The organism is Curtobacterium sp. BNK-1, from assembly GCF_048685235.1.
Taxonomy (GTDB): domain Bacteria; phylum Pseudomonadota; class Gammaproteobacteria; order Enterobacterales; family Enterobacteriaceae; genus Pantoea; species Pantoea agglomerans.
This window is the reverse complement of sequence record NZ_JBLQTJ010000001.1, coordinates 2,434,192-2,460,396: the sequence shown is the minus strand read 5'-3', so window position 1 is coordinate 2,460,396 and position 26,205 is coordinate 2,434,192. Positions and strand designations below refer to the sequence as shown.

Annotated in this window: 24 protein-coding genes; 16 read left to right on the top strand and 8 right to left on the bottom strand. The window is 56.2% G+C overall.

Going from position 1 to position 26,205, the window contains the following annotated elements:
• Positions 1-62 precede the first annotated feature (62 nt).
• Positions 63-635, bottom strand: coding sequence for an elongation factor P-like protein YeiP (yeiP, locus tag ACMGGP_RS11680; protein ID WP_003854146.1), 573 nt, complete (start codon positions 633-635; stop codon positions 63-65).
• Between the two features lie 343 nt (positions 636-978).
• On the opposite strand from yeiP, the gene ACMGGP_RS11675 reads away from it, so the two are divergent.
• Positions 979-1,233, top strand: a complete 255-nt coding sequence (locus ACMGGP_RS11675; RefSeq protein ID WP_010248308.1) for a YkgJ family cysteine cluster protein — start codon at positions 979-981, stop codon at positions 1,231-1,233.
• 39 nt (positions 1,234-1,272) lie between these two features.
• On the opposite strand, the gene ACMGGP_RS11670 is transcribed toward ACMGGP_RS11675, so the two are convergent.
• On the bottom strand, positions 1,273-1,500 hold the full coding sequence (locus ACMGGP_RS11670; RefSeq protein WP_498798718.1) for a PIN domain-containing protein: 228 nt from the start codon (positions 1,498-1,500) through the stop codon (positions 1,273-1,275).
• A 321-nt stretch (positions 1,501-1,821) separates the two neighbouring features.
• Here ACMGGP_RS11670 and fruB point away from each other — a divergent pair, with 321 nt between their 5' ends.
• The 3 genes from fruB to fruA are packed head-to-tail and all read left to right on the top strand — an operon-like array spanning position 1,822 to position 5,616.
• Positions 1,822-2,952: a fused PTS fructose transporter subunit IIA/HPr protein gene (gene fruB / locus ACMGGP_RS11665; RefSeq protein WP_010248303.1), complete on the top strand. Its 1,131-nt coding sequence runs from the start codon at positions 1,822-1,824 to the stop codon at positions 2,950-2,952.
• The gene (gene fruK, locus ACMGGP_RS11660) at positions 2,949-3,887 is read left to right on the top strand and encodes a 1-phosphofructokinase (RefSeq protein WP_010248301.1); all 939 of its coding nucleotides are present in this window, start codon (positions 2,949-2,951) and stop codon (positions 3,885-3,887) included. The genes fruB and fruK overlap by 4 nt, the downstream gene beginning before the upstream one ends.
• Before the next feature lie 16 nt (positions 3,888-3,903).
• Positions 3,904-5,616 carry a PTS fructose transporter subunit IIBC gene (fruA, locus tag ACMGGP_RS11655; protein WP_033772259.1) on the top strand — a complete coding sequence of 571 codons (1,713 nt, stop codon included), beginning with the start codon at positions 3,904-3,906 and terminating at the stop codon, positions 5,614-5,616.
• Between the two features lie 890 nt (positions 5,617-6,506).
• Here fruA and nfo read toward each other — a convergent pair.
• Together nfo and ACMGGP_RS11645 are read right to left on the bottom strand one after the other, a co-directional pair.
• The gene (gene nfo / locus ACMGGP_RS11650; protein WP_010671008.1) at positions 6,507-7,352 is read right to left on the bottom strand and encodes a deoxyribonuclease IV; all 846 of its coding nucleotides are present in this window, start codon (positions 7,350-7,352) and stop codon (positions 6,507-6,509) included.
• A 51-nt stretch (positions 7,353-7,403) separates the two neighbouring features.
• Positions 7,404-8,459 (bottom strand): YeiH family protein, encoded by a 1,056-nt coding sequence (locus ACMGGP_RS11645; protein ID WP_256844383.1) that lies wholly within the window; start codon positions 8,457-8,459, stop codon positions 7,404-7,406.
• Positions 8,460-8,565: 106 nt separating this feature from the next.
• Here ACMGGP_RS11645 and ACMGGP_RS11640 point away from each other — a divergent pair, with 106 nt between their 5' ends.
• The 5 genes from ACMGGP_RS11640 (at position 8,566) to ACMGGP_RS11620 (ending at position 13,473) form a co-directional block, all read left to right on the top strand.
• Complete coding sequence (locus ACMGGP_RS11640) at positions 8,566-8,940, top strand: YkvA family protein (protein ID WP_010248287.1); 375 nt, start codon at positions 8,566-8,568, stop codon at positions 8,938-8,940.
• 9 nt (positions 8,941-8,949) lie between these two features.
• Entirely contained in the window at positions 8,950-9,816 is an 867-nt protein-coding gene (yieE, locus tag ACMGGP_RS11635; RefSeq protein WP_371005627.1) for a DNA-binding transcriptional regulator YeiE, read from the top strand.
• A gap of 117 nt (positions 9,817-9,933) precedes the next feature.
• Positions 9,934-11,400, top strand: a complete 1,467-nt coding sequence (locus ACMGGP_RS11630) for an amino acid permease (RefSeq protein ID WP_022625044.1) — start codon at positions 9,934-9,936, stop codon at positions 11,398-11,400.
• A 208-nt stretch (positions 11,401-11,608) separates the two neighbouring features.
• Complete coding sequence (locus ACMGGP_RS11625; protein ID WP_010248280.1) at positions 11,609-12,685, top strand: FecCD family ABC transporter permease; 1,077 nt, start codon at positions 11,609-11,611, stop codon at positions 12,683-12,685.
• Positions 12,682-13,473, top strand: coding sequence for an ABC transporter ATP-binding protein (locus ACMGGP_RS11620; RefSeq protein ID WP_022625043.1), 792 nt, complete (start codon positions 12,682-12,684; stop codon positions 13,471-13,473). Before ACMGGP_RS11625 ends, ACMGGP_RS11620 begins: the two co-directional genes overlap by 4 nt.
• Before the next feature lie 151 nt (positions 13,474-13,624).
• Here the strand turns inward: ACMGGP_RS11620 and fghA are convergent, their stop codons facing one another.
• The 3 genes from fghA to ptrR all read right to left on the bottom strand — a co-directional run bounded on the left by fghA (position 13,625) and on the right by ptrR (position 16,616).
• Positions 13,625-14,467: an S-formylglutathione hydrolase gene (gene fghA, locus ACMGGP_RS11615; RefSeq protein WP_033758435.1), complete on the bottom strand. Its 843-nt coding sequence runs from the start codon at positions 14,465-14,467 to the stop codon at positions 13,625-13,627.
• 12 nt (positions 14,468-14,479) lie between these two features.
• Positions 14,480-15,604, bottom strand: a complete 1,125-nt coding sequence (locus ACMGGP_RS11610) for an S-(hydroxymethyl)glutathione dehydrogenase/class III alcohol dehydrogenase (RefSeq protein ID WP_010248270.1) — start codon at positions 15,602-15,604, stop codon at positions 14,480-14,482.
• Between the two features lie 100 nt (positions 15,605-15,704).
• Positions 15,705-16,616: a putrescine utilization regulator PtrR gene (ptrR, locus tag ACMGGP_RS11605; protein ID WP_406548965.1), complete on the bottom strand. Its 912-nt coding sequence runs from the start codon at positions 16,614-16,616 to the stop codon at positions 15,705-15,707.
• 117 nt (positions 16,617-16,733) lie between these two features.
• Here ptrR and ACMGGP_RS11600 point away from each other — a divergent pair, with 117 nt between their 5' ends.
• From ACMGGP_RS11600 to mglC, 7 genes are all read left to right on the top strand, one after another.
• Positions 16,734-17,861 carry a YbfB/YjiJ family MFS transporter gene (locus tag ACMGGP_RS11600; RefSeq protein WP_191923631.1) on the top strand — a complete coding sequence of 376 codons (1,128 nt, stop codon included), beginning with the start codon at positions 16,734-16,736 and terminating at the stop codon, positions 17,859-17,861.
• 125 nt (positions 17,862-17,986) lie between these two features.
• Positions 17,987-18,652 carry a GTP cyclohydrolase I FolE gene (gene folE / locus ACMGGP_RS11595; protein WP_498798461.1) on the top strand — a complete coding sequence of 222 codons (666 nt, stop codon included), beginning with the start codon at positions 17,987-17,989 and terminating at the stop codon, positions 18,650-18,652.
• A gap of 49 nt (positions 18,653-18,701) precedes the next feature.
• Positions 18,702-19,862 carry a DUF418 domain-containing protein YeiB gene (gene yeiB, locus ACMGGP_RS11590; protein WP_187495752.1) on the top strand — a complete coding sequence of 387 codons (1,161 nt, stop codon included), beginning with the start codon at positions 18,702-18,704 and terminating at the stop codon, positions 19,860-19,862.
• A 147-nt stretch (positions 19,863-20,009) separates the two neighbouring features.
• On the top strand, positions 20,010-21,050 hold the full coding sequence (gene galS / locus ACMGGP_RS11585; RefSeq protein ID WP_022625039.1) for an HTH-type transcriptional regulator GalS: 1,041 nt from the start codon (positions 20,010-20,012) through the stop codon (positions 21,048-21,050).
• A 311-nt stretch (positions 21,051-21,361) separates the two neighbouring features.
• Positions 21,362-22,357 (top strand): galactose/glucose ABC transporter substrate-binding protein MglB, encoded by a 996-nt coding sequence (mglB, locus tag ACMGGP_RS11580; protein ID WP_010248252.1) that lies wholly within the window; start codon positions 21,362-21,364, stop codon positions 22,355-22,357.
• A gap of 68 nt (positions 22,358-22,425) precedes the next feature.
• The gene (gene mglA / locus ACMGGP_RS11575) at positions 22,426-23,946 is read left to right on the top strand and encodes a galactose/methyl galactoside ABC transporter ATP-binding protein MglA (RefSeq protein WP_010248250.1); all 1,521 of its coding nucleotides are present in this window, start codon (positions 22,426-22,428) and stop codon (positions 23,944-23,946) included.
• 19 nt (positions 23,947-23,965) lie between these two features.
• Positions 23,966-24,976, top strand: a complete 1,011-nt coding sequence (mglC, locus tag ACMGGP_RS11570) for a galactose/methyl galactoside ABC transporter permease MglC (RefSeq protein ID WP_010248248.1) — start codon at positions 23,966-23,968, stop codon at positions 24,974-24,976.
• A 460-nt stretch (positions 24,977-25,436) separates the two neighbouring features.
• Here mglC and sanA read toward each other — a convergent pair whose 3' ends face one another.
• Positions 25,437-26,156: an outer membrane permeability protein SanA gene (gene sanA / locus ACMGGP_RS11565; protein WP_010248246.1), complete on the bottom strand. Its 720-nt coding sequence runs from the start codon at positions 26,154-26,156 to the stop codon at positions 25,437-25,439.
• Between the last annotated feature and the right edge of the window lie 49 nt (positions 26,157-26,205).

Sequence of the window (26,205 nt, the reverse complement as noted above, 5' to 3'; positions counted from 1 at the left end):
CCGGGGAATAACGTGATAATGTAATAATATAACACTATCACGATCGGCAGCAGGCTTCTGATTTAGTCTGCACGGCCCATATAGCGGCGTTCAGCAATGTGGATGCGGATGCGGTCACCGTTGCTGAGGTATTCCGGTACCTGAATCGAGAGGCCTGTACTCATACCGGCGGGTTTGGTGCGAGCGCTGGCAGAAGCACCTTTAATGCCTGGTGAAGTATCCACGATCTCCATATCCACGGTTTGTGGCAGTTCCAGCGCCAGCACCTGACCTTCCATCGTCAGCACGTGAATGCCAGGGATACCGCCTTCAGGGATAAACAGCAGCTCTTCTTCAATCTGCTCCTGTTTAAAGGAGTAGGGGGTATAATCCTCATCATCCATAAAAATATATTCGTCACCATCTATATAAGAGAAGGTCACGCTGCGACGGCTGAGCGAAATTGCATCAATAATCTCGTCGCCTTTAAAGCGCTCTTCCACTTTTAAACCGGTGCGAACATCGGTAAAGCGCATTTTATACAGGGTGGCGGCACCGCGTGCGCTGGGGCTCTGGACATCAATATCTTTAACCAGCAGCAGTTTACCGTTGTGCGTGACGGCCATCCCTTTTTTGATTTCATTGGCTTTTGGCATTGCTGTTCTCGCTATCTTGAAAGTGAAGTGCGCGCAACGTTACTCGCGCCGATGAAAACTGGCAATATCACCGGCGTGAAATTTTGTCTCAGGCCGCGGCTTTCATGGCAATTGCCGCCCCGGACTGCTATTGTCGCCGCGACTTTCTCTGCCTGAGCACAGCATGCAATGCCGTAGCCAGGGCGGTGCCTGTGGTACAGCGCCCTCTATCTCTTCACCGATTTCTGGCATGGGTGACAGTGAACGATTTAAGCAGGAAGTTAAGAGCTGAAGGGTGTGGTGTCGCTCCCTCTGAGGTTCTGTTACTGTCTGTTGTATCCTGAAGGTCGCGTGTGAGGTGTTAATGCAGTGTCGTATTGATTGTGGAGCCTGCTGCATTGCGCCGTCAATCTCCAGCCCCATCCCCGGAATGCCGCAGGGTAAACCCGCGAATGTCCGATGCATTCAGTTATCGGATGAAAATTTGTGCATGATTTTCGGTTCAGCTTTAAGGCCGAAAGTATGCGGAAGTCTGCAACCTTCAGTTGATATGTGTCTTACAGACCGTACTTCAGCCATGACCTACCTGATTGAGCTTGAAGCCAGCACACGTGCCTGAGAACCCTCCCACCGCTTAGATTCAGCCCAGCGTCAGCGGTTAGCTGACCCACTCTTCCAGCTGCAATCCGGGTACCCTTTCAAACTCGCGTGTGTTATTGGTCACCAGAATAGCCCTGGCCGCAATGGCATGCCCGGCAATCGCGGTGTCGTTGGGACCAATGGGCGTTCCGGCAGCAGCCAGCGCCGCTTTAATTTCAGTGGTTGCATCTACCGCTGCGCGATCCCATGAAAGCACAGCATCAAGACGTGCGCAGAATGCATCCACCAATTGCAAACGTATCTGCTGTAAACCGAAGCGGATACCGCGCCATCAGGCGCTGACGCTGCTGAAGTTTTTCGGTCCACCCATTCTCACTTTACAGCAGCAGCGTCAGCCTGTTCGCCCGCTAATCACCTAAACCTGCCCGAAATGTGCGTAACGTCAAAAATCTGCTACGCCGTTTGCGCATTTTCTTGCCTGGCGAAAGCGGCTGTACCACAATCCCTGAAACGTTTCAGCGGTGACTGCGCCATCTGTTTTCCTCAGCATGGCGTAAAATCTTTCCCACTAGCTGAAACGATTCAATCTCAGCAAGCGAGGAGAATTATGTTCCAGCTCGAATTGCAGGCCATCCATACCGGAGCCAGCGCCCAGAATAAAGAAGAGGCCATTCGTCAGGTTGCTGCCGCGTTAACCGCGGCGGGCAATGTGACCGAAGGATACGTCAACGGCATGCTGGCGCGCGAACAGCAGACCTCAACCTTTCTTGGCAACGGCATCGCAATCCCTCATGGCACCACCGATACCCGCGATCTGGTGCTGAAAACCGGCGTTCAGGTTTTCCAGTTTCCGCAGGGCATTGCCTGGGGTGACGATCAGACAGCCTATGTTGCCATCGGGATTGCCGCTAAGTCGGATGAACATCTGGCGCTGCTGCGTCAGCTGACCCATGTGCTGAGCGATGACACCATTGCAGAACAGCTAAAAACCGCCTCTGCTGAAGATCTTCGTGCGTTGCTGATGGGCGAGAAACAAGCCGCTGAATTCAGCTTCGACACCTCATTAATCACGCTCAACGTGGCTGCCAGTGATCTGATCACCTTACAGGCGATGAACGCCGGTCGGCTGCAGTCCGCTGGTGTGGTGGATGCCAGTTACGTCGCAGACGTGGTTTCAACGCCTCCGCTGAATCTGGGTCAGGGCATCTGGCTCAGCGACAGCAGCCTCGGCAACCTGCGCAGCGGCGTGGCTATCAGCCGCGCTGAACATGCCTTCGACCATCAGGGCGAATCGGCTGCGATGTTAATCAGCGTTTCGGCGACCGATGAACGTCCGCTGGAAGTGCTGGGTTACCTCAGCGCATTGCTGCAGCAGGGCAAAGCGGATCGTCTGTTGAAAGCGGATGCTGCAGGCGTTTACGCACTGCTCACCAGCGAAGTCGATGAGCAGGCTGACGTGCTGACGGCTGAATTTACCATTCGCAACGAACACGGCCTGCACGCCCGTCCGGGCACGGCGCTGGTCAGCGTGATCAAGCAGTTCAACAGCGACATTACCGTGACCAATCTCGACGGCAGCGGCAAACCCGCTAATGGCCGTAGCCTGATGAAAGTGGTTGCGCTGGGCGTGAAGAAAGGCCATCGCCTGCGCTTCACCGCCAGCGGTGAAGATGCACAGCAGGCGCTGAACGCGATTGAAGAAGCGATCACCAGTGGTCTGGGTGAGGGGGCATCATGAGCAGACGCGTCGCCACCATTACGCTGAACCCGGCGTATGACCTGGTGGGTTATACCCCTGAAATTGAACGTGGCGAAGTTAACCTGGTGAAAACCACCGGGCTGCATGCTGCGGGCAAGGGCATCAACGTAGCCAAAGTACTTAAGGATCTGGGTATCGATGTCACCGTCGGTGGCTTCATGGGGAAAGAGAATCAGGACGGTTTCCAGCAGTTGTTCAGTGAGCTGGGCATAGCCAACCGTTTCCATGTCGTGCCTGGCCGTACCCGTATCAACGTTAAACTCACTGAACAGACCGGTGACGTCACCGATCTGAATTTCTCCGGTTTTCAGGTGACGGCGCAGGACTGGGATCGTTTTACTACCGATTCTCTGACCTGGCTGGGCCAGTTCGATATGGTCTGCGTCAGCGGTAGCCTGCCTGAGGGCGTCGACCACGATGCCTTTACCCGCTGGATGACCGAACTTCGCACCCACTGCCCATGCATCATCTTTGACAGCAGCCGCGAGGCGCTGGTGGCAGGACTGAAGGCGGCACCGTGGCTGGTTAAACCTAACCGACGTGAGCTGGAAATCTGGGCCGGTCGCAAACTGCCAACCCTGCAGGATGTGATTGGCGCTGCGCACGAACTGCGCGAGCAGGGCATCGCCCATGTGGTGATTTCGCTGGGCGCAGAAGGTGCTCTGTGGGTCAACGCTTCTGGCGAATGGATCGCTAAACCGCCGGTGTGCGAAGTGGTCAGCACCGTGGGTGCAGGCGACTCAATGGTTGGTGGCCTGATTTATGGCCTGCTGATGCGCGAATCCAGCGAACACACGCTGCGTCTTGCGACTGCCGTGGCGGCGATGGCCGTCAGCCAGAGCAATGTTGGCGTTTCCGATCGTACTCAGTTGGCCGCAATGATGGCGCGCGTCGACTTACAACCCGTTAACTGACAGCAGGAGAGCGATAATGAAAACGCTGCTGATTAAAGACCCTACACTGGGACTGGCTTCCGCATATATGGCACAACAGCGTCTGGCGGCTGCCGCCGCTGCGGCAGGCCTGACCCTGACTGATAATCCTGCCGACGCTGAGCTGGCGATTGTGCTGGGCAAAAACGTGCCGGACGATGCGGCGCTGAACGGCAAAGCGGTCTGGCTGGGCGATATCCAGCTGGCAGTACGTGAGCCAGAAACCTTCCTGAACCGCGCGAAAGCAGAAGCGAAAACCTGGCAGGCACCGGCTGCGGTAGCAACGCCTGCAGCAGGCGCACCTGCTGCACCGGCTCAGGCTGGCGCGCAGAAACGCGTCGTCGCGGTGACCGCCTGTCCGACCGGCGTGGCGCACACCTTTATGGCTGCCGAGGCCATTCAGGCTGAAGCGACCCGTCGCGGCTGGTGGGTGAAAGTTGAAACCCGTGGTTCAGTGGGTGCCGGTAACGCGATCACTCCGGAAGAAGTCGCTGCCGCCGATCTGGTGATCGTCGCAGCTGATATCGAAGTCGACCTGGCGAAATTTGCCGGTAAGCCGATGTACCGTACCTCAACCGGTCTGGCGCTGAAGAAAACCGCGCAGGAGCTGGATAAAGCGGTAGCAGAAGCGAAGCCGTATAAAGCGGCGGCTGGCGGACAGAGCACTTCCAGTGAAGAAGAGAAGAAAGGCGGAGCAGGGGCTTATCGTCACCTGCTGACCGGTGTTTCTTACATGCTGCCGATGGTGGTCGCAGGTGGTCTGAGCATCGCGCTGTCGTTTGCCTTTGGTATCACGGCGTTTAAAGAGCAGGGCACGCTGGCTGCGGCGCTGATGCAAATTGGTGGTGGCAGCGCCTTTGCCCTGATGGTGCCGGTGCTGGCGGGCTTTATCGCCTTCTCCATCGCTGATCGTCCGGGTCTGACGCCGGGTCTGATTGGCGGTATGATCGCCACCAGTATTAACGCAGGTTTCTTAGGCGGAATTATCGCGGGCTTTATTGCCGGTTATGCGGCGAAGCTGATCAGCGGCAAAGTTAAACTGCCGCAGAGTATGGAAGCGCTGAAACCGATACTGATTATTCCCCTGTTCGCCAGTCTGATCACCGGTCTGCTGATGATCTACGTAGTGGGTAAACCGGTTGCTGGCATCATGAACGGCCTGACGCACTGGCTGGCCAACATGGGAACGGCGAATGCGGTCCTGCTGGGTGCCATTCTGGGCGGCATGATGTGTACCGATATGGGCGGTCCGGTAAACAAAGTGGCTTACGCGTTTGGCGTCGGGTTACTGAGTTCGCAGACCTATGCGCCAATGGCAGCCATTATGGCAGCCGGTATGGTGCCACCGCTGGCGATGGGGCTGGCGACGCTGGTTGCCCGTCGTAAATTCAATAAAGGTCAGCAGGAAGGTGGTAAAGCGGCACTGGTTCTGGGTCTCTGCTTTATCTCTGAAGGCGCGATTCCGTTTGCCGCCCGTGACCCGATGCGCGTTCTGCCTTGCTGTATCGTTGGCGGTGCAACCACCGGCGCGATCTCCATGGCAATTGGCGCAAAACTGATGGCACCGCACGGTGGACTGTTCGTACTGCTGATCCCTGGCGCGATTACCCCGGTTATCGGCTATCTGATGGCGATTATCATCGGCACCGCGATTGCGGGTCTGAGCTATGCGGTACTGAAACGTCCGGAAGAGCAGCTGGTGAAAGCCTGATTTGCAGAAGTGCATAATCTGCTGAAGTGAAAATAACAGGGAGCCGGATGGCTCCCTGTTTGCTTTTACAGACGGTTCCCGAAGTCAAAGCGACGGGAGCATACGCCTGGAGTAAAGCATCGCGGGCCATGGACAAAAAGCCGGGAGCGTTTTTGAACAACGCAAAGCGTTGGCCCGGCTGCGGGCGCACCTCAGGGATGAGGTGCGTAATCGCCCGCGCTGCGCCTGCCAGGGATGGCGTTTTTTTGCGTCTTTACGGAAGGCGTATGCTCCCTGAGCCAGCGTTCTCTCTAAACGAAAAGGGAGCATGCCAGCCAGTTAAGCGACAGGTGATAACGCAGTCTGGTGCCGCTCAGGGGCTGGCGGTCCTCGCGCCGCTGCGCGGTTCCTTCACTTCATTCGCCTGCCTGACGGACCGCCGGGGATGGCACATCCTGTGCCGCCCCGCCTTTCGCCCGCGTCCTGCGGGCTCTCCTGGCAGACTCATTCTGTTCAGCGCTGCGGATTGCCTGCTCCTGATCGCCACCGTCCTGCTCTGAAGCTTCTGGTGCGTACTGTTAAAAAGGGCACGAGAGTGGAGGCCTGAGCGCCTCTGCTGCTGAAAGGGCTATCCGCAGCGCTGAGGCGTGACGGTGGGCCAGAAGTCCACGCCGGGAAGCGTGGACAGGTCGGGGCCGGCCAGGGAGGGCCGATCCCCGAACGGTTCGTCGGCACGACGTCAAAGCCGAAGGTACCGCGTGAGCGGCGCGAGGACGGCCCGGCAGCAGCAGAGGTGCACTGGCCCGCACTGCGGCTCGCTCGTCCAGAAAAAAGGCTGCCACGTCTGACCGTGACAGCCTTAACAAATCTAATCTTAACTGACCAGCATTAAGCCAGCTGGCTCCCTTTTACTATCCCTGCTGTTCGGCTTTCAGCCAGGCAATCTCATCTTTCCAGATATCGGGATTAATGGTTTCCAGAATCAACGGGATGCCATCAAACCGCGGATCTTTCATCAGCCAGCTAAACGCTGTTTTGCCGATATTGCCTTCACCCAGGCTGTGATGGCGGTCAACGCGACTGTCGAAGGCGCTTTTAGCATCGTTAAGGTGCATGCCGCGCAGATAGTTAAAGCCGACAATGCGCTCAAATTCGGCGAAGGTTGCTTCGCAATCCGCTTCGGTACGCAGATCATAGCCACCAGCAAACGCATGGCAGGTATCAATACAGACACCGACACGCGACTTATCTTCAACATGCTCAATAATGGTGGCGAGATGCTCGAAGCGGAAACCCAGATTACTGCCCTGACCGGCGGTATTCTCAATGACGGCGGTGACGTTCTGGCTCTGGTCGAGAGCGATGTTGATCGACTCCGCAATCCGCTTCAGACAGGCCTCCTCATCAATCTGATGCAGATGGCTGCCCGGATGGAAGTTCAGCAAAGTCAGGCCGAGCTGGTCGGCACGTCGCAGCTCATCAATAAAAGCGGCGCGGGATTTCTCCAGCGCCTCTTCAACCGGATGACCCAGGTTTATCAGGAAACTGTCGTGCGGCAGGATTTGCTGCGGACCGAATTTGTACGTCTCGCAGGCGGCGCGAAAAGCATCAATCACCTCAGTCGAGAGCGGGGCGGCCTTCCACTGACGTTGATTTTTAGTAAAGAGCGCGAAGGCGGTGGCTTCTATTTCATGGGCGCGGATCACTGCCTGATCCACGCCACCTGCCGCACTCACGTGTGCGCCAATATATTTCATGCCTTTCTCCTGGGGCTGTGCACGGATGAGACGGCATGATACCCGATGCCGCTAGCCCATGAAATGTTGCACCAGCAGATTGATTGCACCGCCGCCCGCGATTAACCAGACAAACACCAGCGCACCCAGCAGCAGCGGTTTAACGCCTGCCTCACGCAATGCCCCGAAACGGGTGGTCAATCCCAGCGCCGCCATCGCCATCGCCAGCAGCAGACCCGCCAGCTGATTCAGCGTCGCCACCACCATGGCAGGCAGCAGCTGCAGCGAGTTAAACAGTGCAACACCGATAAACAGCAGGGCGAACCAGGGAAATGTCACAGCCTGACGCGCGTTGCTTCCTTGACGTTTGCCGCGTATCACGGCGCTCAGGCAGAGCAAAAAGGGAGCCAGCATCATTACCCGCAGCATTTTGGCAATGACCGCGCTGTTCTCGGCTTCCGGGCTGATGCTGTGTCCGGCGGCCACCACCTGCGCCACTTCATGGATGGTTGAGCCGGTAAAAACCCCGAACTGCGCCGCACTCAGTCCCGGGAACAGCTCATGCGCCAGCGGCCACAGCAGCGGATAGATAAAGATCGCCAGCGTGCCGAACAGCACCACGGTCGCGATAGCCACCGCAACTTTCGACGGCGCGGCTTTCACTACCGGCTCGGTCGCCAGTACAGCCGCAGCACCGCAGATACTGCTGCCCGCACCAATCAGCCAGACGGTATCGCGATCCAGCTTCAGCAGCCGCATGCCCAGCAGGCAGGTTATCAGGAAGGTACTGGTCAGGGTCAGCGCATCAATCAGGATGCCGCTGAAACCGACGTCAGCAATTTGTTGTAAAGTGATGCGAAAGCCAAACAGGATGATCCCCAGCCGCAGCAGTTTCTGCTTAGCCAGCAGCACGCCGTTGTCGCAGCGTGACGCCAGCGGCGAATAGATGCTGTTACCGACCAGGATGCCCAGCATAATCGCCAGAGTCAGTGAACCCAGCCCCAGGGCGGCAATCATCGGCTGCTGCGCCAGCCAGCTGGCTGCCCCGGCAATCACGGCGGTCAGCAGCAGACCCGGGATCCAGAGCGGAACGGGATGATGCGGTTTAGCGATGCTCAGTTCAGTCATGGTGGTCACTCCTCCTGGTTGAGACCCGATCATGACGGCGACTGGCTTAAAAGTGAAATTGATAATATATTTATAATTAACCAGAATAAACGATAAGGCAGCAATCATGATAGTTTCGCGTCTGCGCCGCTGGGCGACGCTGATCAAAAGAGATGTGTTTGTGCTGGGGTTTGCCTTCCGCGATCCCCGCACACCCTGGTGGAACAAGCTGGGGATGCTGGGGCTGGTCGCCTATGGCATCAGCCCGATCGATATCATTCCTGATGTGATCCCCTTTGTCGGTCTGCTGGATGACGCGGTGATTATCCCGACGGGCGTCATGGTGCTGCTGCGTTTACTGCCGCGAGAGGTGCGCATCAGCAGCAGCGAGCGGGCGCAGTCTCAACGTTCGCGTGGCAAAAAGATTGCAGGCTGGCTGGTGGCGATAGGGCTGATCTGGCTGGCATTAATCATTTACCTGGTCAGGCAGTCACTGAGTTAAGAGGCAACGATGCACATTACGCTGCGGCAAATTGAAGTTTTCACCGAAGTGCTTAAGAGCGGTTCCACCACTCAGGCTTCGCAACTGCTGGCGCTGTCGCAGTCGGCGGTGAGTGCAGCGCTGGCCGATCTGGAGAGTCAGCTCGGCGTGCAACTGTTTGACCGCGTCGGCAAACGGCTGGTGCTGAATGAGCATGGACGGCTGCTCTATCCCCGTGCAGTAGGGCTGCTGGAGCAGGCGGGCGAAATCGAGCAGCTGTTTAAAGAGGATAACGGCGCGATCCGCATTTTTGCCAGTAGCACCATAGGGAACTATCTGCTGCCAGGCATGATGGCCGCTTATCGTCGCGATTTTCCCCGCCTGCCGCTGGAGCTGATTGTCGGCAACAGTCAGGATGTGATTCAGGCGGTTTCCGATTTCCGCGTCGATGTCGGATTGATTGAAGGGCCGTGCCATATGACCGAGCTGGTCAGTGAACCCTGGCTCGAAGATGAGCTGGTGGTGTTTGCCGCGCCAGATGCGGCGATTCTGCAACAGCCGGTGACGCTGCAAACCCTGGCTGACGCCCCGTGGATCCTGCGCGAACGCGGCTCCGGCACCCGTGAAATTGTCGATTATCTGCTGCTGTCGCATCTGCCGAGTTTTCAGCTGGGCATGGAGCTGGGCAATTCCGAGGCGATTAAACATGCGGTGCGGCACGGCATGGGCATCAGCTGTCTTTCGCGCCGGGTGATTGCCGATCTGCTGGAGGCGGGCACGCTGGTTGAACTGACGATTCCGCTGCCGCGTCTTATCCGCACGCTCTATCGCATCCACCACCGGCAGAAGCATATTTCCAAAGCACTGACGCGGTTTTTTTCCTATTGTCGCGAGTAATTACTAATAATTCCGGCGCGATCATGAAGTTAACTAATAACAGGTTGGCATTCGCTATACAGAGGCGATCTGGCTGCTACAATCGCGCCTCATTTTTACCCAGCGTAGCGTTAACACATGCATAATGACTCAAATACAACACAACAACCTGCATTACGACGTGCGTTAAAAGCCCGTCACCTGACGATGATCGCCATCGGCGGCTCCATTGGTACCGGCCTGTTTGTCGCCTCCGGTGCCACCATCGCTCAGGCTGGCCCCGGCGGAGCACTGCTCTCCTATATCCTCATCGGCCTGATGGTCTACTTCCTGATGACCAGCCTCGGCGAACTGGCTGCGTTCATGCCGGTATCGGGTTCCTTCGCCACCTACGGCGCAAAATATGTCGAAGAGGGCTTTGGTTTCGCACTCGGCTGGAACTACTGGTACAACTGGGCGGTGACCATCGCGGTTGACCTGGTGGCGTCCCAGCTGGTGATGAACTACTGGTTCCCCGACACGCCTGGCTGGATCTGGAGCGCGCTGTTCCTGGGGCTGATGTTCCTGCTCAACTACATTTCGGTCAAAGGCTTTGGCGAGGCGGAATACTGGTTCTCGCTGATTAAAGTGGCCACCGTGATTATCTTTATCATCGTTGGCGTGCTGATGATCACCGGCATTATGCGCGGTGCTGAACATGCGGGCTGGCAGAACTGGCAGGTGGGCGACGCGCCGTTTGCGGGCGGCTTTGCGGCCATGATCGGGGTGGCGATGATTGTGGGATTCTCCTTCCAGGGCACCGAGCTGATCGGTATCGCGGCGGGCGAATCTGAAGATCCGGCGAAGAATATTCCGCGCGCTGTGCGGCAGATTTTCTGGCGTATCCTGCTGTTCTATGTGTTCGCTATCCTGATTATCAGCCTGATCCTGCCATACACCGATCCGCAGTTGCTGCACAATGATATCGACGATATCAGCGTCAGCCCGTTCACCCTGGTGTTCCAGAATGCCGGTCTGCTCTCTGCCGCCGCCGTCATGAATGCGGTGATCCTGACGGCTGTGCTGTCAGCGGGTAACTCCGGGATGTATGCGTCAACGCGTATGCTTTACAACCTTGCCAGCGAAGGTAAAGCGCCACGGATTTTCGCGAAGCTCTCTAAAGGCGGCGTGCCGCGTAATGCCCTGTGGGCCACCACCGTGGTGGCCGGACTGTGCTTCCTGACCTCAAAATTTGGTAATCAGGAAGTCTATCTGTGGCTGCTTAATACCTCAGGCATGACCGGGTTTATCGCCTGGCTGGGTATTGCCATCAGTCACTATCGCTTTCGTCGGGGCTATGTCGCCCAGGGACGTGACCTGAACGATCTGCCTTACCGTTCCGGCTTCTTCCCGCTGGGTCCGATTTTCGCCTTTGTGCTCTGCCTGATCATCACGCTGGGTCAGAACTACCAGGCATTCCTCAACGACAGCATCGACTGGTACGGCGTGGCGGCAACCTACATCGGCATTCCGCTGTTCCTGATTATCTGGTTCGGCTACAAGCTGACGCGCGGCAGCCGTTTCGTTAAGTACAGCGAAATGGAGTTTCCGGTTCACAAAGATTAACTCTGCGTCATCGCCCGCACAAAACCCGCCAGGGATGGCGGGTTATGCGTCTTTGCGAAAGGCGCAGGCTCCCTGAGCCATTCTCCTGCCTGCAACACCGTTTTTTACTGTTTTTTCACGTCTCGCTTATGTTCTCGAATTGATAATTATTATCACCTGCACTATTGTGGCTGCGTTTTCTGACGTGATAGCCACACAGGGTTCAAACATGACTACCGAAACTTCGCTGCTGGCGGGGGAAGAGACGCTTCACCACACCATGCAGAACTATCATCAGGTGCTGCGCCGCCGCTTAATCTGGATTGGCGTGCTGCTGCTGGCGATACTCGCCTCGCTGATCCTCGACTTCACGCTGGGTCCGGCGGGACTCTCACTTGAAACGCTGTGGAATACGCTGCTCAGCCCCGAGAGCGTCGATGCCGGCACGCGCGTCATTGTCTGGGACATTCGTCTGCCCTATGCGCTGATGGCGCTGGTGGTGGGGCTGTCGCTGGGTCTGGCGGGCGCAGAAATGCAGACCATCCTGAATAACCCGCTGGCCAGTCCGTTTACCCTCGGTGTCTCATCGGCGGCGGCGTTTGGTGCCGCGCTGGCGATCATCCTCGGCGTGGGTATTCCCGGCATTCCCGATCAGTGGTTAATTTCTGCCAACGCCTTTGTCTTTGCTCTGTTTGCCGCGCTGATGCTGGATGCCGTGACCCGCTGGACTCAGGTCTCTTCGGCGGGCGTGGTGCTGTTCGGTATCGCGCTGGTCTTCACCTTTAACGCCCTGGTATCCATGATGCAGTTCATCGCCAGCGAAGATACCCTGCAGGGCCTGGTGTTCTGGACCATGGGTAGCCTGGCGCGCGCCTCCTGGGAGAAGCTGGGCGTGCTGAGCGTGGCGCTGGCCATTCTGGTACCGTTTTCAATGATGAGCAGCTGGAAGCTGACGGCGCTGCGTCTGGGCGAAGACCGCGCGGTAAGCTTTGGCATTGATGTGCGTCGTCTGCGCCTGACTACCTTACTGCGCATCAGTATCCTCTCTGCCCTGGCGGTCGCGTTTGTCGGCCCGATCGGTTTCATTGGGCTGGTCGCTCCTCATATCGCCCGCATGATGTTTGGTGAAGATCACCGTTTCTATCTGCCCGCCAGTGCGCTGGTCGGCGCGCTGGTGCTGTCGCTGGCGTCGGTCGCCTCGAAAAACCTGCTCCCTGGTGTAATCATCCCGGTTGGCATTGTCACCTCACTGATTGGCGTGCCGTTCTTCCTGAGTATTATTCTGCGTCATCGGGGGACGGTATGATGGAACAGGGTCTGACGTTACGCGGCTTCAGTGCCGGGTACCCAAAAAATAAAGTCATTGATAATCTTAATATCGCGCCGCTGCCGCGCGGCGAGATCACCGTGCTGTTGGGGCCGAATGGCTGTGGTAAATCGACGCTGCTGCGTGCACTGGCCGGTCTGAATAAAGGCCAGGGCGAGATGTGGCTCAACGGTGAGGATCTCATGACCCAGCCGTTTGCCCGGCGTGCGAAGAACGTGGTCTATCTGCCGCAGTCGCTGCCTGCGGGCGTGCATCTGCATGTGCTGGAGTCGATCATCGTGGCGCAGCGTGCCTCCGGTGGTCTGCACAGCGCCAGCAGCGAAGCGGAAATCATGCATCTGCTGGAGCAGCTGGGCATTGCCCATCTGGCGATGCGATATCTCGATCAGCTCTCCGGCGGACAGAAGCAGCTGGTCGGGCTGGCGCAGTCACTGATCCGTCGCCCTAAGCTGCTGCTGCTGGATGAACCGCTGAGCGCACTGGATCTCAACTACCAGTTTCACGTAATGGACCTGGTGCGGCGCGAAACCGCCCAGCGTAACATCGTGACGGTGGTAGTGGTGCATGACATCAATATTGCACTGCGTCATGCGCAACATGCGCTGATGCTGAAGCAGGGCGCGCTGGTGGCGGAAGGGCAGCCGGATAAGGTGATCACGCCTGCCACTCTGGCAAAGGTGTATGGCGTCGATGGTCGTATCGAACACTGCTCGCGTGGTATCCCGCAGGTGATGATCGACGGACTGACCGGCCCGGCACTGGTCTGATATTGAGGAGGCGTCCGGTAGGGCGCTGAGCATCACTGTTCTGAGAAAGGAATTTTTACAGGGCAGGCTGGCAGGACACTGGCTCTGTGACAGAGCGTTAGCCAGCAGAGCAGGCATAAAAGTTCAGGGCCGCGAATGCGGCCCTGATTGTTTACGCCAGCAGATGCTGCGCATGGAAGCGCAGATGATCTTCCACAAAGCTGGCTATAAAGAAGTAGCTATGGTCATAACCCGGCTGAATGCGCAGCGTCAGCGGGAAACCCACCTCATTCGCGACGTCTTCTAACCGCTCCGGTTGCAGCTGATCGGCCAGGAACTGATCGCTGTCGCCCTGATCGATCAGCATCGGCAGCCGATGCGACACCTCCGCCATCAGCTGGCAGCTGTCATATTCCCGCCACGTTGCACGATCGTCGCCCAGATAGGCCTGAAACGCTTTCTGGCCCCAGGGTACCTGCATCGGATTCACAATCGGAGCAAAAGCGGAAGCCGAGGCAAAGCGGTTACCCAGACGCAGCGCCAGCATCAGCGCGCCGTGTCCGCCCATGGAGTGACCCATAATCGACTGACGTTCACTGACCTTGAAGTTATCCGCAATCAGGGCGGGTAACTCGCTGCTCAGATAATCGAACATGCGGAAATGGCTGGCCCAGGGCTGTTGGGTGGCATTGAGATAAAATCCCGCGCCCTGACCCAGATCGTATCCTTCATCATTCGCAACCCCTTCGCCGCGCGGGCTGGTGTCCGGCATAATCAGCACCAGACCCAGTTCCGCTGCAACCCGCTGTGCGCCGGCTTTGCTGGTGAAGTTCTCATCGTTGCAGGTCAGCCCGGCCAGAAACCAGACCACCGGCGGCGGCGCATCACCGTGCGGGCCAGGCAGATAGATGCTGAAGGTCATCGGGCAGTTCAGCAGCAAAGACTGATGACGCCAGCGCTGCTGCCAGCCGCCAAAAATACGGTGTTCTTCCAGTAGCTCCAGAGTGGATGCCATAACGCCTCCTGATTACTTGTTAAAATGCACGACCGAGCGAATCGATTTTCCTTCGTGCATCAAATCAAAGGCGTCGTTGATCTCTTCCAGCGGCATGGTGTGAGTGATGAAGTCGTTGAGCGCAAATTTACCGTCGAGGTAATCCTGCACAATACCAGGCAGCTGCGAACGGCCTTTTACGCCGCCAAACGCAGAACCACGCCAGACGCGACCGGTGACCAGCTGGAAGGGACGGGTGGAGATCTCTTCACCGGCACCGGCGACGCCGATAATCACGGACTCGCCCCAGCCTTTGTGACAGCACTCCAGCGCGGAACGCATCACGTTGACGTTACCAATACATTCAAATGAGAAATCCACGCCGCCGTCGGTCAGCTCGACAATCACATCCTGAATCGGCTTGTCGTAATCTTTCGGGTTGATCAGATCGGTTGCACCCAGTTTGCGTGCCAGATCGAATTTGCTGGTGTTAAGGTCGATGGCAATGATGCGGCCCGCTTTCGCCATCTTCGCGCCGATGACCGCAGAGAGGCCAATGCCGCCGAGACCGAAAATCGCCACGGTATCGCCTTCTTTCACTTTGGCGGTGTTCATCACCGCGCCCATGCCAGTGGTCACGCCACAGCCCAGCAGACAAACCTCTTCCAGCGGGGCTTCTTTACTGATTTTCGCCAGCGAGATCTCCGGGATTACCGTGTACTCAGAGAAGGTTGAGGTGCCCATATAGTGGAAAATGGGTTTGCCATCTTTAAAGAAACGGGTGGTGCCATCCGGCATCAGGCCTTTGCCCTGAGTGGTACGGATCGCCTGGCAGAGGTTAGTTTTGCCTGAAAGACAATATTTACATTTGCCACACTCCGGCGTGTAGAGCGGAATGACGTGGTCACCCACTTCAACGCTGGTCACGCCTTCGCCTACGGCTTCGACGATACCGCCGCCTTCATGGCCAAGAATCGCCGGGAAAACGCCTTCCGGGTCGGTGCCGGACAGGGTGTAGGCGTCGGTATGACAGACGCCGGTCGCGACGATACGCACCAGTACTTCACCTTTCTGCGGTGGCATTAAATCAACTTCTTCGATTTTCAGCGGTTCGCCAGCAGCCCAGGCAACAGCGGCACGGGTTTTGATCATATTCATGCAATCCCTCTTCCAGTCAGATTGTGACGCGCAGTGGCGCCGGGTGGTCGTGATGATTCAAAGCCTGGTGGGTCAGGCTCTTAAACATAGCGTGGAACGCTTATTCCGCCGCCTGTAATGGGTAAATCAGCTCATCGTTGAGCGGACGATCGTCAAATTGTTCAATAATCAGGTACTTCAGTGCTTCAACATTCGGCGTAAAGGCGTCGCGTCGCCACATCAGCCAGGTGGCGGTGTCGCGATAAGCGGGAGGTAACGTATGCTCCTGCACCCGTGACCGATCCGCCATCTGCTTCAGCACCGAGGCCGGGATCATCGCTACGCCCGCACCGCCTGCCACGCAGGCCAGCATGGCGTGATAGGACTGAATCTCCATCACACTGTTGGGTGCAGTCTGGCTGTCCCGATACCAGCTCTCCAGCTTCACCCGGTAAGAGCAGCTGTTGCGAAAGGCAAACAGGGTATCGTCCTGCACGTCGCGCGCGGTGGCGATTGGCGCATGATCGAGGCCGGTGATCAGTATCATCTCTTCGCGAAAGGCGATGCAGCCATTGAGATCGTCATGGGAGACCGGGCCATCCACCAGCGCGGCCGCCAGGGTGCCTTCACGCACCCGATCGATGATTTCGCCCGAGGTGCCGGTAATCAGCGACAGCGCCACTTTGGGGAAGCGCTGGTGATAGGCGGCGAGCAGGCCGGGCAGACGCGTCGCCGCGGTGCTCTCCATTGAGCCCAGCGCAAAGTTGCCCGCCGGTTCACCGGTGCGGGTCATGCTCATCGCTTCTTCACTTAATGCCAGGATACGCTGCGCATAATTCAGAAAATTATGGCCCATTGGTGACAGGCGAATGCGCTGTTTCTCACGAATAAAGAGATCCACACCTAATTCTTCTTCCAGCTGGCGCAGCCGCGTGGTGAGATTAGAGGGGACGCGATGCAGCTGTTCTGCTGCGCGCGCCAGTGAACCCGTTTCGGCGACGGAACAGAACATACGCAGCTGAACTAAATCCATATCTTCTCTTCCTGTAAGCAAGTTGGTTAAAATTATTCACTTTCCGTGAGTTTAATCATCCTGCATGCTGTTAGCAAGTCAGAAGAGATCTCAGGGCAGAACAACAGGAGTTCAGCAATGGCGTTACGCGTCGCGCTCAGCGCGTTTTTAACCTTATTTGTCGCGATGGGCATTGGCCGGTTTGCCTTTACGCCCCAGGTGCCGTTGATGATTCAGGCACACCAGCTGACACTCACCAGTGCCAGCCTGGTCGCGGCACTTAACTATCTTGGCTATCTGTGTGGCTCATTTGATGCCATGCGCGCACACCGGCGGGTTGAGCTGCGATTGCAGGCGGGCGTATGGGGCGCGGTGATCCTGACCCTGCTCTCAGCATTCGCCAGCGGACCGTGGCTGCACGGCGCAATCCGCTTTCTGATTGGCTGGGCCAGCGGCTGGGCGATGGTGCTGGTGGCGGCCTGGAGCAATGAACAGCTGCATCGCCATGGTCGGGCAGGGCTGTCGGCGGCCGTTTTTGCCGGGCCAGGCTGCGGCATTTTTGTCAGCGGTCTGCTGGGGGTAGCGCTGCACACATTGCAGGTTTCTGCCGGTCTGGCCTGGGCCGCTTACGGTGCGCTGGCGCTGCTGCTGATTGCGCTGATTACCCGTAATCTGCCGCGTCGGGGCGAACTGCATCGCCCGGATCAGGCACCCGAGCCGCTGGTGCTGGATCGCAACCTTAAACGGCTGGTACTGAGTTACAGTCTGGCGGGCTTTGGCTACATTCTGCCCGCCACCTTTTTGTCGCAGATGGCCGCCACGCGGTTTCCGGACGGCATCTTCGCGCAGTTTGTCTGGCCGATTTTTGGCGGCGCGGCGATGATCGGCATCCTGCTGGGGATCCTGACGCGGCGCTGGGGGCACAGCCACGTCCGCCTGGCACTGGTGCTGTGGGCGCAGGCGCTGGGCGTATTTGCCGCGGCGCTGCTGCCAGGCTTTAGCGGTCTGCTGGCCGGTGCGCTGCTGGTTGGGGGCGGTTTCCTCAGCGTGGTGCAGCTGTCGCTGCTCTGCGCCCGTGAGCTGGCACCCAATCATCTGCGCTACATGGCTGGCCTGCTGACCACCGGCTATGCTATCGGGCAGCTGGTCGGCCCGCTGCTCTCTTTTCTCTCCACAGCCCTGTTACATCGGCTGGAGCCTGCCCTGTGGGTTGCCGGGGGTAGCCTGGTCTGGGCCGGCCTGCTGGTCTGGCGGCGAACCGGGTGAAAAGCTTTCATCACCAATCTGATTGATTGCTGGATTCCCCGCAAAGAAAGTTTCACAATACGCGCCTGATTACAGGGCCCGCTGGCAAAAGCTGGCGGGCGCAACACCAGCCGGAGAAGAGTAAGATGAGCACCCTAAGTCAGGAAGCTGCCCTGGTTCACGAAGCGCTGCTGGCGCGTGGACTGGAAACGCCGTTACGTGCACCGACGCGCGATATAGATGACAACACACGTAAAAGTCTGATTGCCGGGCACATGACCGAGATTATGCAGCTGCTGAATCTGGATCTTGAAGATGACAGCCTGATGGAAACGCCGCATCGCATCGCCAAAATGTATGTGGATGAAGTCTTTTCCGGTCTCAACTACGCCAACTTCCCGAAAATCACCGTCATTGAGAATAAAATGAAGGTTGATGAGATGGTGACCGTGCGTGATATCACGCTGACCAGCACCTGTGAACACCACTTTGTGATCATCGATGGCAAAGCGACCGTCGCCTACATTCCCAAAGAAAAGGTGATTGGCCTGTCGAAAATCAACCGTATCGTGCAGTTCTTCGCCCAGCGCCCGCAGGTGCAGGAGCGTCTGACGCAGCAGGTTCTGGTCGCACTGCAGACGCTGCTGGGCACCAACAATGTGGCTGTTTCTATTGATGCGGTGCATTACTGTGTGAAAGCGCGTGGCGTAAAAGATGCCACCAGCGCCACCACGACGACCTCTCTGGGCGGCCTGTTCAAGTCCAGCCAGAATACCCGCCAGGAATTTTTGCGCGCGGTGCGCCATAGTTGAGTCTACGGCGGGCGCATAACGTTGCCCGCCTCAATGGTGCAGGTGCCGCATGCAACGCTATCACGCGCTGGATTTCATTCGTGGATGTGCCATTCTCGGCATTCTGCTGCTCAATATTGTCGGCTTCGGCCTGCCTTCTGCCGCCTACCTTAATCCGGCATGGCAGGGCAGCGTCAGCCTGTCCGATGTCTGGACATGGGCGATCTCTGACGCCTTTGCCCAGCTCAAATTCCTCACCCTGTTTGCGCTGCTGTTTGGCGCAGGTCTGCAAATGCAGCTGCCACGCGGCAGTCGCTGGTTGACTGCCCGGCTCTCACTGCTGGTGCTGATCGGTTTTCTGCACGGCATCTTTCTCTGGGAGGGCGATATCCTGCTGGACTACGGCATTATCGGACTGGTGGTCTGGCGGGTAGTGCGCGATGTCCCTTCCACCCGCAGCCTGATGAATACCGGCATTCTGCTCTATCTGGTGGGCTGTGGCGTTCTGCTGGTATTTGGGTCAATCTCCGATCCTGAACCGACCCGATCCTGGCTGCCAGGTGCTGCCGATCTGCAATATGAACAGTACTGGAAACTGACCGGCGGCTGGGAAGCGATACAGAACCGGCTGGATCATCTCTCGTCAGGACTGATGGCGCTGGCGGCGCAGTATGGCTGGCAGCTGGCGGGCCTGATGATGATCGGTGGCGCACTGCTGCGCAGTGGCTGGCTGATTGGCGAGTTTTCAGCGCAACATTACCGTCAGGCGGCGGCGCTGCTGCTGACGATGGGGTTGTTGATTGCGGTGGCCGGTGTGGCAGCGCAATGGCTGTTACATTGGGAATTCCGCTGGACCGCTTTTTATCTGCAAACCCCGCGCGATCTCGCCAGCCCGCTGATTAGCCTGGGCTATGCCGCGCTCTGTCTGGCTTACTGGCCGCAGATAGCGCGCTGGCGCATCAGCTATGCCATTCAGTGCGTGGGCCGCATGGCGCTGACCAACTATCTGCTGCAGTCGCTGATCTGCACCACGCTATTCTATCGCTTCGGCTTCTATATGCACTTTACCCGGCTGGAGCTGGTGCTGATGGTGCCTGCGGTCTGGCTTATCAATATCCTGTTTTCACTCATCTGGTTACATTTCTTCGCACAGGGTCCGCTGGAGTGGCTGTGGCGGCGGCTCACGCTGATCTCAGCCGGTAAATCGCGCATCACTGACAACGCCAGATAATGACCGCCATCACAAAGGTTACAGAATTGTATGTAACCGTTTTCATTGATGTGACGCAATTCACGCTGTACGCCTCCTGCCCCTGACAAAATAGCGCCGGTGTTCAACCCGGCGTGATGCCTTATTTTTCCTCTGTGGAACTGCTGCATGATAACAATTCGTGATGTTGCCCGTCAGGCTGGCGTGTCGGTGGCGACCGTGTCGCGCGTCCTCAATCAGAGCAGCGCCGTCACCTCTGACACCCGCGACGCCGTGTTACAGGCGGTGGAAGCGCTGGGCTATCGCCCCAACGCCAATGCGCAGGCGCTGGCGACGCAGGTCAGTGACACCATTGGCGTGGTGGTGATGGATGTTTCGGATCCCTTCTTCGGTGCACTGGTTAAAGCGGTGGATACCGTGGCGCAGCGCGTGCACAAACATGTGTTAATCAGCAACTCCTGGCATCAGGAAGAGAAAGAGCGTCATGCCATTGAAGTGCTGATTCGTCAGCGTTGCAGCGCCCTGGTGGTGCACGCGAAAACGCTGCCTGACGCTGAGCTGGCGGATTTTATGCGCCACGTTCCGGGCATGGTGGTGATTAACCGCATCGTGCCCGGATTTGAACACCGCAGTGTCAGTCTGGATAACGTCACGGGTGCATTGATGGCTTCACGAACCCTGCTACAGCAGGGGCATAGCCGGATTGGCTACCTTTGTTCAAGCCATCCCATCGAAGATGTGGCGCAGCGCCGTGAAGGGTGGATTCAGGCGATGGCAGAGCAGGGCATCCGGCCCCAGGAGAGCTGGATAGCCAGCGCAGAGCCCGATATGCAGGGCGGCGAAGCGGCGATGGTGGAGCTGCTGGGACGCAATCTCAACCTCAGTGCGGTGTTTGCCTATAACGACGGCATGGCGGCTGGTGCACTCACTGCGCTGAAAGACAACGGCATCCAGGTGCCACAGCATTTTTCTGTCATTGGCTTTGATGACATCCCCATTTCCCGTTACACCGATCCGCAGTTAACCACTGTGCGCTATCCCATTGTATCTATGGCAAAAATCGCCACTGAACTGGCGCTGCAGGGCGCAGCCGGACTGCTGGATGACACGGCAACGCACATCTTTATGCCAACGCTGGTGCGGCGTCATTCGGTGGCGCAGCGGCAAAATGTGGAGTCCGTCACTAATTCAGGCGATTCAGCCATGTAACCGTTTTCAATCTGTGATTACATTCACAGTTAATTAACATTGCTCTCACTATGATGGCAGCGTCTTACCGGACTGAAACATTATGTAACGCCAGTGTAACGGCATCAGTTGTGGTCTCAGTAGCCGGTTAAAGGGTTTATACCCTCTTCATGGAAGCATTCTGTCACAGGGAAGTCAGGTTTTAGACGGTGTTCAATGGCTTAACATCCTCATTACGTTAACCGACGCGCCGATCTGTTTTACCGATTGCTCTCCCGCCTGTATGGCGCGGTAGCGCTAAAAAGACCCTGCATAATAAAACCGGAGATACCATGAATAAGAAGGTTTTCACGCTTACAGCACTGGTTGCCAGCATGATGTTTGGTGCAACCGCTCACGCAGCTGACACCCGTATCGGCGTGACCATTTACAAATATGATGACAACTTCATGTCAATGGTGCGCAAAGACATCGAGAAAGAAGCGAAAGCGATCGGTGGCGTGCAGTTGCTGATGAATGATTCACAGAACGACCAGTCCAAACAGAACGATCAGATTGACGTGCTGATGGCAAAAGGCGTGAAAGCGCTGGCGATTAACCTGGTTGACCCGGCTGCGGCTGCGGTGGTAGTAGACAAAGCGCGTGCCAACGACGTGCCGGTGGTCTTCTTCAACAAAGAACCTAACGCCAAAGTGCTGGCCGGTTATGACAAAGCTTACTATGTCGGTACCGACTCTAAAGAGTCAGGCATCATTCAGGGTCAGCTGATTGAGAAACACTGGAAAGCCACACCCGCGTGGGATCTGAACAAAGATGGTCAGATTCAGTTCGTGCTGCTGAAAGGCGAGCCGGGCCATCCTGATGCAGAAGCCCGTACCAAATATGTGATCGATACCCTGAACAAAGATGGTCTGAAAACCCAGCAGTTAGCGATGGATACTGCAATGTGGGATACCGCGCAGGCCAAAGATAAGATGGATGCGTGGCTGTCAGGCCCGAATGCCAAAAAAATCGAAGTGGTGATTGCCAACAACGATGCGATGGCGATGGGTGCGGTTGAAGCGCTGAAAGCGCACAACATGACCTCAATCCCGGTCTTCGGCGTCGATGCACTGCCAGAAGCGCTGGCGCTGGTGAAATCCGGTGCGCTGGCCGGTACCGTGCTGAACGATGCGGAAAACCAGGCGAAAGCAACGCTGGATATTGCCAACAATCTGGCTAACGGCAAAGCTGCCACCGACGGAACAAACTTCAAGATGGTTGATAAGATCGTCCGCGTTCCTTACGTGCCGGTTGATAAAGAAAATCTGTCTCAGTTCGTGAAATAAGATCGATTACGGGCGCGACCGCTGTCGCGCCTTTTTTATGTCACCACCGTTTTTTAGCCAGGTAAAATATGGCCAGTGATAATACGACCGCGCAGCGAGAATATCTGCTGGAAATGACGGATGTCTCAAAATCATTTCCCGGCGTTAAAGCGTTAGATAATGTGAATTTAAAAGTGCGGCCTCACTCTGTTCATGCATTAATGGGCGAGAACGGTGCCGGGAAATCCACCTTATTAAAATGCCTGTTTGGTATTTATAAAAAAGATACCGGCAGTATCCTGTTTCAGGGTAAAGAGATCGACTATAAAAGTTCCAAAGAGGCGCTGGAAAATGGCGTGTCGATGGTGCATCAGGAATTAAACCTGGTCCTGCAGCGTACCGTGATGGACAATATGTGGCTTGGGCGTTATCCGCGCAAAGGCTTCTTTGTCGATCAGGATAAAATGTACCGGGATACTAAAGCGATTTTTGACGAGCTGGATATCGATATCGATCCGCGCGACAAAGTTGCCAATCTTTCTGTATCGCAGATGCAGATGATTGAAATTGCCAAAGCGTTCTCCTACGACGCGAAAATTGTGATTATGGATGAGCCGACCTCCTCGTTAACCGAGAAAGAGGTTAATCACCTGTTCACGATTATTCGTAAGCTGAAAGATCGCGGCTGTGGCATTGTTTATATTTCGCACAAAATGGAAGAGATTTTCCAGCTGTGTGATGAGATCACTATCCTGCGTGATGGTCAGTGGATCACCTCTCAGCCGCTGGAAGGGCTGGATATGGATAAGATCATCTCCATGATGGTTGGCCGTTCACTGAACCAGCGTTTCCCTGACCGTACCAACGTGCCAGGCGAGACGATTCTTGAGGTGCGTCATCTGACGTCACTGCGTCAGCCATCGATTCGCGACATCTCATTTGATTTGCGTAAAGGGGAGATACTCGGCATTGCCGGGCTGGTGGGCGCCAAACGTACCGATATCGTCGAAACGCTTTTTGGCATTCGCGAAAAATCGGGCGGCACCATTAAACTGCATGGCAAACCGATTAATAATCACAGCGCCAATGAAGCCATTAACCACGGTTTTGCGCTGGTGACTGAAGAGCGTCGCTCAACCGGTATTTATGCTTTCCTCGACATTGGTTTTAACTCGCTTATTTCCAATATTAAAAAATATAAAAACAGTATGGGACTGCTGGATAATAAACGCATGAAGAGTGATACCCAATGGGTGATCGATTCTATGCGTGTAAAAACGCCAGGCCACCATACTCAGATTGGTTCGCTTTCGGGCGGTAACCAGCAAAAAGTGATTATTGGCCGCTGGTTATTGACCCAGCCTGAAATCCTGATGCTTGATGAACCCACTCGCGGTATTGATGTTGGTGCAAAATTCGAAATTTACCAGTTAATTGCTGAGCTGGCGAAAAGAGAAAAGGGCATCATTATTATCTCATCCGAAATGCCGGAGCTGTTAGGCATTACCGATCGTATTCTGGTAATGAGTAATGGTCTGGTAGCAGGCATAGTTGATACCAAAACGACCACGCAGAACGAAATATTGCGTTTAGCGTCATTACACCTTTAATGAAGCAAGGGCTGTTAACATGAAAGCGACTACAAAAAAGAATGCGCTAACCTGGTTAAAAGAGGGCGGCATTTATGTCGTGCTGCTGGTATTGCTGGCTATTATTATTTTCCAGGACCCCTCATTTTTAAGTTTAATGAACCTGAGTAATATTCTGACCCAATCTTCGGTGCGCATTATTATTGCACTGGGTGTGGCGGGTTTGATTGTGACGCAGGGTACTGACCTGTCAGCCGGACGTCAGGTCGGTCTGGCGGCGGTTGTCGCCGCGACGCTGCTGCAGGCGATGGATAACGCGAACAAGGTCTTCCCGACGCTGGATACGGTGCCGATTCCACTGGTTATTCTGACCGTGTGCATCATCGGCGGCGTGATTGGTCTGGTCAACGGTGTGATTATTGCTTACCTCAAGGTAACGCCATTTATCACCACGCTGGGCACCATGATCATCGTTTACGGTATCAACTCACTTTATTACGACTTTGTTGGCGCATCACCGATTGCCGGTTTTGATACAGGGTTCTCGAAATTTACCCAGGGCTTCTTACGCTTTGGTGATTTCAAGCTTTCGTTCATCACCTTCTACGCCGTGATTGCCATTATTTTCGTGTGGGTGCTGTGGAACAAAACCCGCTTCGGCAAGAACATTTTTGCTATCGGCGGTAACCCGGAAGCGGCGAAAGTCTCAGGCGTTAACGTCAACCTGAACCTGATCATGATTTATGCCCTGTCAGGTGTGTTCTACGCCTTCGGCGGGATGCTGGAAGCGGGTCGTATCGGTTCGGCCACCAACAACCTCGGCTTTATGTATGAGCTGGATGCGATTGCGGCCTGTGTGGTCGGCGGTGTCTCCTTCGCCGGTGGTGTGGGTAGCGTGGCGGGCGTAGTGACCGGTGTGTTGATCTTCACCGTCATCAACTATGGTCTGACCTATATCGGCGTCAACCCTTACTGGCAGTACATCATTAAAGGCGGCATCATCATCTTCGCCGTGGCGCTGGATTCCCTGAAATATTCACGTAAGAAGTAAGTCTTCTTCAGTGCTCACAAAGCGACCTTCGGGTCGCTTTTTTATTATGTGGAAGTGGTGGGTGTTGCTGTGAGATCGAGTATGCGAAGGGAACACGGTCAGATCGGAAAGACGCTAAGGCCAGTAAATGATCTGCCCGTGTCATTCCTCCGCAGAACGCTTTTTATAGCGGAGAGTGCTGGGGTCGTTGCTGTGAGATCGAGTATGCGTAGGGAACACGGTCAGATCGGAAAGTCGCAAAAGCCGTCATCCATGACATGCTCGGCCCACGCGATTACGCACCTCAGGGATGAGGTGCGTAATCGCCCACGCTGAGCCCGCCAGGTATAGAGGTCCTGCGTCTTTGCAGAAGGCGTATGCTCCCTGAGCCAGCATATTACCGTCAGCTCCCTGAACCCTGCACGTTACTGCCAGACTTCGGCACAGCAGTAACCAGCATAAAGAAGCCGCAGCGCGTGAGCTATTTCCGCAGCTTCTGTTCCAGCTCCAGCAGCTGCTCCGGCGTCACTGCCGGGTAACTCTGCGCATCTTCAGGGACATCGCGTACGGCGGGGATCGGCACCAGTGGGCCCAGGAAGCGGGGTTCGCGCTTTAGCAGGAAGAGATCCACCAGCGCGCCCAGCCGGGCACCTACCTCACGGAAGCGTACGCTAAGCATGTTCTTCGGTGAGGGCACCGCATAACACTGCGCCTGAATACCCAGTTGTAAGGCGATAAACAGGGCACGCTCACAATGGAAACGCTGCGTGATAATAATGAAGTCGTTGGTATCAAACACTTTGCGGGTGCGCACAATCGAATCCAGCGTGCGGAAACCGGCATAGTCCAGCACGATATCAGCCGGATCGACACCGGCTTTGATGAGATCGCGGCGCATCGTCATCGGCTCGTTATAGCTTTGCAGCGCGTTATCACCGCTTAACAGCAGATAATTGACCTTGCCGCTGTTATAGGCATTCAGCGCGCCCTGCATACGATAGAGGTAATACTGATTGATGACGCCGGTGCGATAATATTTCGCCGTACCCAGTACCACACCGACCTGACGATGTGGCAAAGAGGCGACATTTTCGTAGATAAAGGGCGCAGTTTTCCAGCTGATCCAGCGATCAAGGCCGAGCGCCGTTGCCATCATCAGTAAGATGATGAAAAGCAGACCAATGAAAACGCGTTTCAGCATGCGCCTGGAGACTCGATGTCAGAATAGTGAGATGGGACAAGGCTACTTG